11 protein-coding genes are annotated in these 12,599 nt (G+C 72.4%); 5 read left to right on the forward strand and 6 right to left on the reverse strand.

Going from position 1 to position 12,599, the window contains the following annotated elements; translation table 11 throughout:
* Positions 1-48 precede the first annotated feature (48 nt).
* Positions 49-1,371 (reverse strand): ABC transporter substrate-binding protein, encoded by a 1,323-nt coding sequence (locus ACH4SI_RS34775; RefSeq protein WP_398302898.1) that lies wholly within the window; start codon positions 1,369-1,371, stop codon positions 49-51.
* 172 nt (positions 1,372-1,543) lie between these two features.
* Here ACH4SI_RS34775 and ACH4SI_RS34780 point away from each other — a divergent pair, with 172 nt between their 5' ends.
* Positions 1,544-1,993, forward strand: a complete 450-nt coding sequence (locus ACH4SI_RS34780) for a hypothetical protein (RefSeq protein ID WP_398302900.1) — start codon at positions 1,544-1,546, stop codon at positions 1,991-1,993.
* 68 nt (positions 1,994-2,061) lie between these two features.
* Positions 2,062-2,931, forward strand: coding sequence for a formyltetrahydrofolate deformylase (gene purU, locus ACH4SI_RS34785; protein WP_398302902.1), 870 nt, complete (start codon positions 2,062-2,064; stop codon positions 2,929-2,931).
* A 27-nt stretch (positions 2,932-2,958) separates the two neighbouring features.
* Here the strand turns inward: purU and ACH4SI_RS34790 are convergent, their stop codons facing one another.
* Together ACH4SI_RS34790 and ACH4SI_RS34795 are read right to left on the reverse strand one after the other, a co-directional pair.
* Positions 2,959-4,353: a maleylpyruvate isomerase N-terminal domain-containing protein gene (locus ACH4SI_RS34790; RefSeq protein WP_398302904.1), complete on the reverse strand. Its 1,395-nt coding sequence runs from the start codon at positions 4,351-4,353 to the stop codon at positions 2,959-2,961.
* Positions 4,350-4,922 carry a sigma-70 family RNA polymerase sigma factor gene (locus tag ACH4SI_RS34795; protein WP_398302906.1) on the reverse strand — a complete coding sequence of 191 codons (573 nt, stop codon included), beginning with the start codon at positions 4,920-4,922 and terminating at the stop codon, positions 4,350-4,352. Before ACH4SI_RS34795 ends, ACH4SI_RS34790 begins: the two co-directional genes overlap by 4 nt.
* A gap of 309 nt (positions 4,923-5,231) precedes the next feature.
* Between ACH4SI_RS34795 and ACH4SI_RS34800 the strand changes: the two genes are divergently transcribed.
* On the forward strand, positions 5,232-5,609 hold the full coding sequence (locus ACH4SI_RS34800) for an STAS domain-containing protein (RefSeq protein WP_398302908.1): 378 nt from the start codon (positions 5,232-5,234) through the stop codon (positions 5,607-5,609).
* A 162-nt stretch (positions 5,610-5,771) separates the two neighbouring features.
* Here ACH4SI_RS34800 and ACH4SI_RS34805 read toward each other — a convergent pair whose 3' ends face one another.
* The 3 genes from ACH4SI_RS34805 to ACH4SI_RS34815 all read right to left on the reverse strand — a co-directional run bounded on the left by ACH4SI_RS34805 (position 5,772) and on the right by ACH4SI_RS34815 (position 9,655).
* On the reverse strand, positions 5,772-6,902 hold the full coding sequence (locus tag ACH4SI_RS34805) for a sensor histidine kinase (protein ID WP_398302910.1): 1,131 nt from the start codon (positions 6,900-6,902) through the stop codon (positions 5,772-5,774).
* 65 nt (positions 6,903-6,967) lie between these two features.
* Complete coding sequence (locus ACH4SI_RS34810; RefSeq protein ID WP_398302912.1) at positions 6,968-7,636, reverse strand: response regulator; 669 nt, start codon at positions 7,634-7,636, stop codon at positions 6,968-6,970.
* 483 nt (positions 7,637-8,119) lie between these two features.
* Positions 8,120-9,655, reverse strand: a complete 1,536-nt coding sequence (locus ACH4SI_RS34815; RefSeq protein WP_398302914.1) for a tetratricopeptide repeat protein — start codon at positions 9,653-9,655, stop codon at positions 8,120-8,122.
* A gap of 19 nt (positions 9,656-9,674) precedes the next feature.
* Between ACH4SI_RS34815 and ACH4SI_RS34820 the strand changes: the two genes are divergently transcribed.
* Both ACH4SI_RS34820 and ACH4SI_RS34825 read left to right on the forward strand, forming a co-directional pair.
* Positions 9,675-11,027 carry an alpha/beta fold hydrolase gene (locus tag ACH4SI_RS34820; RefSeq protein ID WP_398302916.1) on the forward strand — a complete coding sequence of 451 codons (1,353 nt, stop codon included), beginning with the start codon at positions 9,675-9,677 and terminating at the stop codon, positions 11,025-11,027.
* A 176-nt stretch (positions 11,028-11,203) separates the two neighbouring features.
* Positions 11,204-12,595, forward strand: coding sequence for a M64 family metallopeptidase (locus ACH4SI_RS34825; RefSeq protein WP_398302918.1), 1,392 nt, complete (start codon positions 11,204-11,206; stop codon positions 12,593-12,595).
* Positions 12,596-12,599 lie beyond the last annotated feature (4 nt).

The raw sequence follows: 12,599 nt of genomic DNA on the forward strand, positions 1-12,599 counted from the left end.
GGATAACGCCGCCGGGTTCGGGTGAACCCGGCGGCTCAGTGGTTCCCATCAGGCCCGGGGGCCGTACCGCTCCAGCGTCTTCGTCACGTTGACGAGCCCCTTGCGCACCGCGACCAGCCGCCCGTCGCGCACGACCTGGTAGGTGACGTCGGGGTTCACGATCCGCGGGTAGTCCGGCAGGTTCAGCGGGTCGTCGTAGCCCCAGCGCAGCGGGGGCGTCAGCCCGCCCGTGTCCACCTTGTGGCCGTGGTCCAGCGCGTTGCGCACGGTGCGCGCGCTGATCTCGTCCGGGTTCAGGGACATCAGGACGGAGCGCAGCGCGGTGTAGGCGATCCAGGTGGTCTGGGTGCCCGCGTCGTCGGGGTCGATGCGGTTGTCGTCGAAGGCGTACGTGTTGATGACCTTCTTCATCGGGCCCCAGCGCGGATCGTCCGGGGCCGGGTACCAGCCCGTGGCGTACGTCCCCTCCAGCGGGCTGCTCTTGCCGCCCGTGCTGTCGATCAAGGACTGCCGGACGCTGCCCATGATGGAGGCGATCCGCACCTTCGGGCGTTCCTCCTGGACGCGCCGGAAGGAGTCGAAGAAGGTGCCCGTGCGGTTGCCGAGCGTGGCGGTGACGCAGGAGCTCTCCAGCTTCGCGCCCGCGGCGGCGGAGCCCAGGGAGCTGTCGGCACCGACGGCCTCCAGGGCGGCGGTGGCCTGCGCGCTGTAGTCACCGGCGCCTTCGGGGGCGCGTATGTCGTGGGCGGGCTCGCGGCCCGCCGCCTGGAGACCGGCGTCGAGGAGTTCGGGGAGTTCGTCGCCCGCGATGGTGTCGGGACGTACCAGCGAGACGCGTGCGCAGCGGGAGCCGAGCTGCCGGCCGTTGCCCGCGAGCAGCGTGGCCTGGCCGCCGTTGACGGGGTAGGAGTACGGGCTGTTGAACTCCTCCTGGGTCAGCCCGTAGCCGCCGATGTACGGGATGCCGGAGACCTCCAGCGGGGAGGTGAAGGAGCGGCCGTGCTGGCTGTACGAGCCGACGACGGCGACGACCTTCGCCTTCCCGGCCTCCTGCGCGCAGCGCGCGGCCTGCACGGAGTCGTTGCGCTCGTTGCAGGTGATCACCTTGAGCTTGCGGCCGTGGATGCCGCCGCTGGCGTTGACCCAGCGGGCGTATGCCTGCGCCATAGCGGGCATTCCCGGCATATTGGTCGCCTTGGTGCCTTCGGGGGCCCAGGTCATCACGGTAATGGGCTTGTTGTTGTCGGACCCGCTCGCCATTCCTGGCAGCGAGCCGCAGCCGGTCAGCGACCACGCGCCGGCTGCGGTGCACAGTGCGGCGACGGCGGCTGCTCGGAGAGGGCGGGGAGAGGGGCGTCGCCGTCCGGTCATGGTATGGGAGCCTGGTGCTCCGGGCGGAACGCATCCGCTCGGTCAAGGAACGCACGGGTATCGAGAAGGTGAACACCAGGGGGGTTATGCGGCCCTCTGTGTGAAGAACGTACGATCGGTCACTGTGCAAGGTTCGGAGAAGTCTTCCCGTCGCGGCCATCGCTCGACCACCATGGGCGGTATGCCTGTCAACGACATGCCGTGGTGGCGCTGGCGTACCAATGTGCGCTCGGGGCTGCACATGCTCTCTGACCCGGTCTTCCAGCAGGAGTGCTGGCTGGCCGGGCAATCCGGATACGGGGACGTCACCGACGCCGTCTACCGACTGGTCGAGGACACCTGGCTGGACAACTGGTCCGCCGAGAAATACGTCGGAACGATCTTCCGTGACTCCCAGGAGGCGGCGCTCGTCGATGTCGCCGTGCTGCGGGTGCTGAGGATCCTCCACCAGGTCGGCGCGGACGCGCCGGTGTCGGCGTACCTCGAACACCACGGCTGGCCGGAGGCGATGCGGGCGGCCCGCGACGCCCATGTGCGGCTGGCCACCAACGACGGCGAGGACCCGGACGTGCCGCCGCGCACCCTGGAGGTGCTGGCGATCATGACGGCGCAGGTGGCGTAGCCGGCGTAGCCCGCCCGGCGGTTGTCGCGGTCCTGACCGGTGTCGCGGGTGTGCGACGCTATGGAGTCATGAGCGAGTCGCATTCCGTTCCCGACCAGTACATCCTCACGCTGTCCTGCCCGGACAAGCAGGGCATCGTGCACGCCGTGTCGAGTTACCTCTTCATGACCGGCTGCAACATCGAGGACAGCCAGCAGTTCGGGGACCGCGACACCGGGCTCTTCTTCATGCGGGTGCACTTCCGTGCCGTCTCGCCGGTGAAGGTGGAGGGGTTGCGGGCGAGCTTCGCGGCGGTCGGGGACTCCTTCGGGATGGACTGGCAGATCCACCGGGCGGACCAGAAGATGCGCGTCGTGCTGATGGTCAGCAAGTTCGGGCACTGCCTGAACGATCTGCTCTTCCGCTCCCGGATCGGTGCGCTCCCGGTGGAGATCGCGGCGGTGGTCTCCAACCACACCGACTTCAAGGAGCTGGTGGGCTCGTACGGGATCCCGTTCCGGCACATCCCGGTGACCAAGGACACCAAGCAGCAGGCCGAGGCGGAGTTGCTGGAGCTGGTGCGGGCGGAGAACGTCGAGCTGGTGGTGCTGGCCCGCTACATGCAGGTGCTCTCGGACGATCTGTGCAAGCAGCTGTCCGGCCGGATCATCAACATCCACCACTCCTTCCTCCCGAGCTTCAAGGGCGCCAAGCCGTACCACCAGGCCCATGCGCGCGGGGTGAAGCTGATCGGCGCGACGGCGCACTATGTGACGGCCGACCTGGACGAGGGCCCGATCATCGAGCAGGAGGTCGAGCGCGTCGGCCACGAGGTCACCCCGGACCAGCTGGTCGCGGTCGGCCGCGACGTGGAGTGCCAGGCGCTGGCGCGTGCGGTGAAGTGGCACAGCGAGCGCCGCGTGCTGCTGAACGGCCACCGGACGGTCGTCTTCGCCTGAAACGGCTGATTCCGGGGGTGCCGGGGCCTACAACCGGGACAGCGAGGCCGTCGCGAACAGCACGTCGCGGATCGCCTCCACGTCCCCCAGCTGCCCCACCGCCGCCTCCTGCGGCGGCACATGCCCGGCCGCGAGCTGGTAGAACGCCTCCGGGTCCAGCGCGATGTGGGCCACCGCCTCCTCCGCCGTGCCCACGGCGGCCGGTGAGTCCAGCGGGATGTACCAGTTGCCGCCGCCGGTGCCCTCGACCTCCAGATGGAGCGTACGGCCCGGGGCGCCCGCCTCGACCAGGCGGCGCGGCGGGGCGGCGAGCCCGGCCCGGCGCCGCTCGGCCAGCGCGTCGGGCAGCAGCCGGGCGCACAGGTCGATCATCGCCTTGAGGTGGGCGGAGGCGGGGAGTTCATACGGGTAGTCGACGGCCTCGGCGATGTCCCCGGCGTGCACCCAGCACTCGAAGGCGCGGTCCAGGAAAGCGTCGCGGACCGGCAGCGTGAAGTCCCCGAACGGGACGGAGAGATCCGAGGCCCCGCGCCCGGCGAACGACACCGTACGGACCAGCGCGTGCCCCTGCTCGCGCCACAACTCCCGCAGCAGGGTGGACGGACCGGTCCCACCCTCGGCGTCGGGCTCCGCGTCCCAGTACGCCTCCGTACGGGCCGAGAGCGAGCCGGGGGCGTGGTCGCCGAGCGGGTCGGAGAGCCCGAGGGAGGCGGCGACGACGCCGTCCACCACCATCAGGTGCCCGATCACCCCGGCGACGGTGGTGTCCCGGCTCGTGAGCCGCTGCCCGTCGAACCACTTGAGCCGCACCGGGGCGCGCCATTCGGCCTCGCCCATGTCCCGCAGCAGCGCGTCCAGCCGGGCGGCCTCCGCGTCGTAGGCGGCGGCCCAGCCGGGCACCGGTATCCGGGCGGGGCGGCGGCCGAGGCAGCCGGCCAGCACCCGGGAGCGGAGCAGCGGGTCGAGGTCGAGGCTGTGTTCGGCGTGCAGCAGCCCCACGGCCTCGCGCAGCCGCAGCGCCTCCTCGGCGCATGAGGTGCAGTGGTTGAGGTGGGCTTCGACGGCGGCGGTCTCGTCAGGGGCGCAGGCGGTGAGCGCCCAGGCGCCGAGGAGCGACCGCAGGACGTCGTGCGAGGGCGGTTGTGTGTTGGTTTGCGTGCTGTGCGGTTCCTGTGCGCTATGCGGTGATTGCGGGGTTATCGGTTCTTCCGGGGGGTCCGGCTCTTCCGGGTTCTCCGGCTCCGGCACCAGCGGCAGGGGGCCCGGCCAGCCGCTGGTGTCCTCGGGGGCGTATCGCGGGGGCGGGATGCGGGGCGGCCCGGCCAGTTCGGGCGGAATGCCCGATATGTCGCCGGGGCCGTCTCTGTCGTCGCCGAATCCGTCGCCGGGTTCGTACCGCTCCGGCCCGCCCGCGCCGCTCACAGCGCCCGTCCGTAGCCGGGAGGTGCCATGGTGCGCGGCGGTGGGACGTAGGCCGTGGACAGCAGCTGAAGCCCGAGCCGCAGGCGGCGCCTGGCCTCGTCCTCGGTCACTCCCAGGGCGGCGGCGGCCTGGCGGTAGTCGCGGCGGTCGAAGTAGGCCAGTTCCAGGGCGGCGCGCAGCGGGGCGGGCATGGAGGTGACGATGTAGTCGGCGCGGGCCGCGACGGAGGCGTCGCGTATGCGCTCCTCGACGGCGACGTCATCGCCGCCCTCGCCGTCCTCGGCGGTCTGCGACCGGAGCCGGTGCACCGCCTGGCGGTGGGCGAGCGTGGCGATCCAGGAGCGCACGGAGCCCTGCTTGGGGTCGTACGCGTCCGGGTTCTCCCAGACGTAGGCGAAGACTTCGCGGGTGATGCGGTCGGCCGCGTCCTCGTCCTCCAGGACGCGATGGGCGAGATGGTGGACGAGGGAGGCGAAGCGGTCGTACAGCTCGCCGAGCGCGGCGGCTTCGCCGCGCGCCAGCCGCTGCTGCATTCTGCGGTCCCAGCGGGGCGGTGCGTCGTTCGCCATGCGGCCCCCATCCCTGTTCGTCGGCCGGGTCTCCTGGCACTATGCCCACCTTCATATCGAATGTAGTGCCGGGGGCTGACACAACGCGCCTCCATGCGGCAAAGTGCGGCGCAACGAGGCTGCGGATGGTATTGGGTCGGTCACGGTGTGCAGGACCGGCGCGACGAAACGCTTCGGCGGGGCTTAGGGTCGTGCCTACTGCTTCGGGACGGGGGGAGTTTTATGCGGTGCCGGGCGGGCAGCCGCCCTGGAACAGCGAATTCCGGTTAGCTGCGAGCGAAGGGCTTCGAGCGCGTGACGTTGAAGGTGATGGAGGACGGACGGGGGGAGTGGGTCGTCCTGCAGGTCTCCGGCGAGATGGACCTCGTGACCTCGCCCGCAGTCCGGCAGCACGTCCACGACGCGGTCGCCGAGGGCCGCCATTCACTGGTGCTCGACCTCTCCGAGGTCCGCTTCTGCGACTCCAGCGGTGTCGGCGTCCTGATCGCCGCGCGGCGGCTGATGCGGTCGTGCTCGGGCCGGCTCCGGCTGATCCTCCCGCCACAGGACGCCGCCCATGGCTCCCATGTGCACCGCGTCCTCGCGGCCTTGGGCGTCCGCCGCCTGTTCGACGTCTATCCCCATCTGATGGCGGCGACGGATCCGGACGACGACGAGCAGGGCGCAGCCGACTCCCTCTCCGCCTAGGAGTTCCCGCCCTTCGAGCCCTCCTGCCTTACGCGGGGGTCTGTTCCCCACCCCGCCCCTTCCCGCAGCATGCGGCTCCGCCGCGTGGGGGGGGCAAGCCCCGGGCCCCGGGACGCCCTTCGGGCGTGGCCTCAAGCGCCGGCCGGGCTGGATTCTGCCGACCTACGGCCGTGGCGGGACCTTCGGGAAGTCCGCCAGCACCACGAAGCCCCCCTCCTCCGTCGGCTCCGCCGTGAGCGTGCCGCCCAGCAGCACCGCCCGCTCGCGCAGCCCCACCAGCCCGTGGCCGCCGCCCGGCAGTCCCGGCGCCACCGCGGAGGCGTCCGGCGGCCCGTTCCGTACCTCCACCCGCAGCCCCCGCCCCTGTACGGCCGCCTCCGTGACCCGTACGGTCACCCGCGCCCCCGGTGCGTGCTTGCGCACATTGGTCAACGCCTCCTGCACGATGCGGAACGCGGCCCGCTCCACCGCCTCCGGCCGGCCCGCCACCCGTGCGTCCTCGGCCTCCTCGTACGCCACGTCCAGCGCGCTCAGCTCGATCAGCCGCGGCAGGTCCGCCAGCCGGGGCTGCGGGGTGAGCTGTTCCAGGTCGCCGCCCGCCGCCCGCAGGATGCCGACCATGTGGCGCAGCTCCTCCAGCGTCCGTACGGACAGCTCGCGGATCGTCCGCGCCCCCTCCCGCGCCTGCTTGTCCTCCGCGCTGATCTGCACCGCCCCGGCCTGGAGGCTGATCAGGCTGACCTGATGGGCGACGACATCGTGCATCTCGCGGGCGAGCCGCGCGCGTTCGGTGCTCAGCACCCGCTCGGCGATCAGCTCGTCGGCATGGCGGCGGCTGCGGGTCAGGTCGGCCAGCCGGGCGGCGAGTTCCCCCCGGGTGCGCACCAGCAGGCCCAGCGCGATGGGCCCGACGGAGGTGATGCACGCGTCGATCAGCGTCAGCGCGTTCTCCCGGTACGCGGTCGGCTCGAAGTCGGAAACCGGCCACGGGATGAAGTGCGCGGCGGCCAGCAGCAGCGCCGAGACGCCGAGCAGCCGTGGGCCGGGGCGGCGTTCGGCCACCGTGTAGAGGGCGATCATCGGCGCGAACCAGATGTAGCCGATGAGGATGCCGGGCAGGGTGGCCAGGAACACCGGCGCCGGGAAGCGGCGGCGCAGCAGCAGGGCGGCCGCCGCGACCAGGGAGACGTCCAGCTCCAAGCCGAGGGTGACGCCGTTGACGAGCAGCGCGTCGGCCACGGCGAACACGACGGGGACCAGCAGCGGCCCCCACCGTGGCCACCAACGCGGCACCCACCCCGGCAGCCTGCGCCGCCACGACGGCGATGACGGAGGCGACGGAGGCAGCGACGGCGTTGTCACCGCGGCCCGCCCGCCCCCGGGCGGCTGGTGATCAGCCCGGCCCGGTCGGCGACGATGGCGGCCTGCACCCGGTTGAGCCCGCCCAGCTTGCCGAGCACCGCCCGCACATGGTCCTTGACGGTGCTGGGCGCGAGCCCCATCCGTTCGGCGATCTGCGGGTTGGCCAGCCCCTCGCCCAGCAGCGCGAGCACCTCGCGTTCGCGCGGGGTGAGGGCGTCGACGGCGGTGGCGGCGGTCGCCTCGGCCTCGGCGGCGAGATAGCCGCCGATGACGGCCCCGGTGACGCCGGGGTCGAGGACGCTGCCGCCCTGGGCGAAGGTGCGTACCGCGCGGACGAGCTGTTCCGGATCGGTGTCCTTGAGGAGGAAACCGGCCGCCCCGGCGCGCAGCGCGGCGGTCAGGTACTCCTGGGCGTCGAAGGTGGTCAGCATGGCGACCGTGGGGGAGCGGGGCGCGGCCCGCAACTGCCCGAGTACGGTGAGCCCGTCGGCGTCGGGCATGCGGATGTCGAGGAGGACCACGTCGGCCTCGCTGCCGAGCACGGTCTCGACCGCCGTTCCGCCGGAACAGTCGGCGACCACGTCGATGTCCGGGGCCGTGCCCAGGATCAGCCGCAGGCCGGATCGTACGAGCGCCTCGTCGTCGACCACCGCAACACGGATCACCGGCCGCTCCCTCCGTCAGCTGTCATGCGCATTGTCCGCACAGCCTGCCGCATCGGACCACCAAGATGGAGTGCTCTCCTCCGCCCTGTTGGGGGGATCACCCCTCCGATCGGCGGGGGGCGAGGGAAGACCAGGGACGGATGTCCGCGCGCCCCGCGGCCGGGCAGAGTGGATCACATGCCGCACCACTCCGCGGGGTATACCCGACCCCCCGCCCCAGCAGCGCGTCCTACGGCCTCTCGGCGCGCCGTGACCGCCGTGGCCGAAAATGGCCGCGGTGTGGGGCTGCAAGCGGGGCGTTACGGCGCTCGACAGGCCGCCGCGACCCCCACACGCGGCGGCCTGTTCACCCTTTGACCCGCCCGCCGTGCCGTGCCGACCGGCCCTCGCTGGGGGAGGACCGGCCCGTCGGGGCCTGACCAACCCCGAGCGGCCCCGGCCCGGCGGGCGCACCAACCGTCCTTCGTCCATGGCCAGTAGATGTCAGTGCGCGCCCTCGATCGGCGGTTCGGCCGGTGCCGGACCCAGCGTGGTGGTGCCCGGCGCGGCCCGGTGCCCCAGGCCCGTGCGGTACGCGTCCATCGCGGCCTCCAACCGCCCTTCGCGCCGCAGCAGATCGCCCAGCAGCCGGCACAGGTCGGCCAGGTCACCGGCGGCGCCGGTGCGTTCCAGCAGCGACAGCGCCGCGCAGTAGTGCTCCTCCGCACCCTCCGCGTCGCCGCGCTCGTCGGCTATCAGCCCGAGCAGCCGGTGTGCGCCGCCCGCGTGCACGGCGCCGCGCTCCGCGGTGAGTTCGACCGCCTCCTGCCCGTGCCCGGAGACCGCGGCGGCCTCGCAATTCTGAGAGTCCCCCCCGTCCCCGGAGTCCCCGCCGTCCCCGGGGCCGCCGGGGCGTGCGGCCAGCAGGGGCCGCAGCAGCGCTTCCGCTGCGGCGGTGCGGCCGCGTCGCCGCAGCACGTCCGCCAGCTCCACCTCCACCTGCACCGTGAAGAGCGCGGCACGCTTGGACGCCAGCATGTCGCGGGCGATGCGCAGTTCGCTCTCCGCGCGCTCCAGGTCGCCGTCCTGCGCGTGGACGTAGCCGCGCATCCAGTGGCAGTGCGCCAGGTCGGTGCGCAGCCGCAGCCGTTCGTACAGCTCCTGCGCCTTGGCCAGCGAGGCGTCGGCCTCCGCGGTGCGGCCCTCCGCTATCAGGGTGCGGGCCACTCCGCGGTGCATCTGGGCGACCAGTTCCGTGTTGTCCACGCTGGGTGCCAGCGCGAGCGAGAGTTCGGCGGCGCGCACCGCGCGGCCGTGCGCTCCCATGTCCATGTACGGGGCGATCGAGGCGGTGTAGAGCAGCAGCAGGGCGTTCGGGTCGTGCAGCCCGGAGGCGTTCAGCTCGTCGATGGCGCTCTCCAGCAGATAGCAGGAGTAGCGCAGTTCGCCCGCGAGCAGATGGGCCACGGCGCGGCCGCGGATCGCGGGGACGCGACGCGTCAGCGGCTCGTCGGCGAGCAGCTTCTCGGCGGCCTCGAAGTGGTCGCGGGCGGTGGTCAGTTCGCCGGTCTCCAGGGCGCAGTCGCCGAGCCCCAGCAGCGCCGCGGCCCGCTCGTCGGCGAAGCCGAGCCGGTCGGCCTCGGTGCCCAGTGCCGCGAAGCGGGCGGCCGCGTCCTCGGTGTCGCCGGTGGCCAGCGTCCGCCGGGCGTCGGTGAGCCCGGCGCGCAGCCGGGTGGCGTCCTGCGGCGAACGGCCGGTGGCCAGCTCCTCGTAGGTGACGCCGAGACGCTCGGCGAGGTGGCGCAGGGCGACCTCGGAGGGGCGAACCTTGCCGGATTCCAGAGTGGAGACGTACGCCGCGGTGTAGGCCGGTTCGGCCAGCTGCCGCTGGGTGAATCCGCGTTCCGTGCGCAGCCTGAGCACCCGGCGCCCGATCTCCGCCGTACCCCCCGCCCCCGCCGCCCGACCGTCTCCGGCGCTCTTTTCGGCCACCGTGCCCTCTTCTCCCCGGCGGTAACTTAATCGCCGAGCTAAGTCCATTTACGTGAGGATTGACAACATGCAGCAGGCGATGGATACAGCACCGGCCGGGCCGGGCGCCACGGCGACCGTCCGTCAGCCGGGGGTGTTCCTCACCGACCACCATTTCGACGTACCGCTTGACCATAAGGCTCCCGGAGGCGAACGGATCCGGCTTTATGGCCGAGAGGTGGTTGCCGCGGGCACCTCGGACGCCGAGCGCGAGCGGCTGCCGTGGCTGCTCTACCTCCAGGGCGGCCCCGGTTTCGGCGCCGACCGTCCGGTGGGCCGCTCCGGCTGGCTCGACCGCGCGCTCGACGAATACCGGGTGTTCCTCCTCGACCAGCGCGGCACCGGCCGCTCCACGCCCGCCACCCGCCAGACCCTGCCGCTGCGCGGCACCCCCGAGCAGCAGGCCGACTACCTGGCCCACTTCCGCGCCGACTCCATCGTCCGCGACTGCGAGCTGATCCGACCCCGGCTGACCGGCGGCCGCCCCTGGACCGTCCTCGGCCAGAGCTTCGGCGGCTTCTGCGCGGTCAGTTACCTGTCGTACGCGCCCGAAGGGCTCGACACGGTGCTGCTCACCGGCGGGCTGCCCGGACTCGCCACCTCCGCGGACGAGGTGTACCGGGCCGCCTATCCGCGCATGGAACGCAAAACCCTCGCCCACTACGACCGTTACCCGGGCGACGCCGACACCGTCCGCCGCGTCGTCCGCCATCTCGCCGCGCACGACGAGGTCCTGCCGGACGGCACCCGGCTGACCCCGGAGGCGTTCCAGCAGCTCGGCATCCTGCTCGGCTCCTGCGACGGCTCGCACCGCCTCCATTACCTGCTGGAGGACCCCTTCGTGGAGACGCCGTCCGGACCGCGGCTCGCCGACGCGTTCGCCGAGCAGGCCGCCGCGGTCCTCTCCCGCGCCGGAAGCCCCCTCTTCACGCTGCTGCACGAATCCATCTACGCCCAGGACGGCCGCGCCACCGCCTGGGCCGCGCACCGCGTACGGGACGAATTCCCGCGCTTCGACGCCGTAGGTGCGGCCGCCGAGGACCGTCCCGTCCTGCTGACGGGGGAGACCGTCCACCCCTGGATGCTGGAGACCCACGCCGCGCTCCGCCCGCTGCGCCGCACCGCCGAACTGCTCGCGACACGCACCGGCTGGGGCCCGCTGTACGACGCCGAACGGCTCGCCCGCAACACTGTCCCGGTGGCCGCCGCGATCTACCACGACGACCTGTACGTCGACACCGCGCACGCGCTGGCCACCGCCCGCGCGATCCGGGGGCTGCGCACCTGGGTGACGGACGAGTTCGAGCACGACGGGGTGCGGGCCGGCGGCCGCCGGGTCATGGACCGGCTGCTGGCGCTCGCCCGGGACGAAGCGGCATGATCGTGTGACGGAGCGTCACGAGGGCGCGGGGTGTGAGCCCGGATATAGGGCTCGATGGTCGATTTCCTTAGCGATTTCCCTAGTTCCCATTGCTCGGGCCTCCCTTTGGCCATAGGTTGAGCCGCGAATTAATCGTGTTTAACAGGTCGCTTACGGAGCAAACGTCGGGAGCCCCCGTGCGCAGAGGGACAGGGCGAGGCCGCCACACCCCCTTACGCTCCGCTGTCGTCGCCGGAGGTGTGGCGCTGACGGCGGTGTTCGCCGCGACCCTGAGCGCCGCCGCGGCCGACGCCCCTTCGGCGTCCGCGTCCCCCTCCGCCGAGCGGGCCGAGGGGGCCGCGCGGTCCGAGCGCTCGCAAGAGGTCCATGAGGTGGAGTACTTCACCGGCCCCGGCGCCCACCCCCGGCACACCGAGGTCCCGGCCGCCACCCCCGCCCGGCTCACCCGCGGCGACCGCGCGCTGTCGCCCGCCGAGACCGCCGCCGACGGCGACGTCACCTCCGTCATCGGGAACGGCCCGCCGGCCGACAAGGTCGATGTCGTCTTCGTCGGCGACGGCTACACCGCCGCCCAGCAGGACGACTTCCACGCCGACGTGCGCTCCAAATGGGCGCAGATCTCCGAGGTCGAGCCGTACGCCGCCTACCGGAACCTCTTCAACGTCTGGTCCGTGGACGCCGTCTCCAACCAGTCCGGCGTCTCCGGCGACCCGTCCCAGGGCGTCGTCAAGGACACCGCCCTCGACTCCCACTTCTGGTGCGACGGCACCGAGCGGCTGCTGTGCGTCGACACCGGCAAGGTCGAGTCGTACGCGGCGAAGGCGCCGGAGGCCGACCTGGTGGTCGTGCTGTCCAACTCCACCAAGTACGGCGGCGCGGGCTACACGATCAGCTCCGGCGTCGGGTACGACGGCATCGCCACCGCCTCCTCCGACCACCCCGACTCCGACCAGATCGCCGTCCATGAGACCGGCCACTCCGTCGGCCGCCTCGCCGACGAGTACGTGTACGCCACGAACGGCACCTACACCGGCGCCGAACCCGCCGAGCCCAACGCCACCAAGCTGAGCGCCGCCCAGCTCACCGCGGAGAAGCGGAAGTGGTACCGCTGGATCGGGCAGACCTCACCGGACGGCGGCACGGTCGGCGCGTACGAGGGCAGCCGCTACTACCCCGAGGGCCTCAACCGCCCCACCGAGAACTCGATCATGCGTACGCTCGGCCGCAAGTACAGCCTGCCCGGGCGCGAGGCGGTGATCGCGGGCTTCTACCGCCACGCCAGCGTGCTGAGCAGCCGCACCGGCACCGGCGCCTCGCTCGCCCGGGCGCGGAGCCTCAAGGTGAGCGTGCCGAAGTCCGCCTCGCTCACCTGGTACGTGGACGGACGCAAAGTCGCCGCGGCCCGCGGCAAGAAGTCCGTCACCCCCGCGTCGCTCGGCGTCCCGTCCGACGGCAAGCCCCACACCGTCACCGCCAGAGCAACGGACACCACCCGCGCGGTGAAGAACCCCGCGCTGCGCAAGCTGCTGACCGACTCCCGCACCTGGAGGGTCACCGCCACCAGCTGACGCG

Source organism: Streptomyces sp. NPDC021212 (genome assembly GCF_044332925.1).
Taxonomy (GTDB): domain Bacteria; phylum Actinomycetota; class Actinomycetes; order Streptomycetales; family Streptomycetaceae; genus Streptomyces.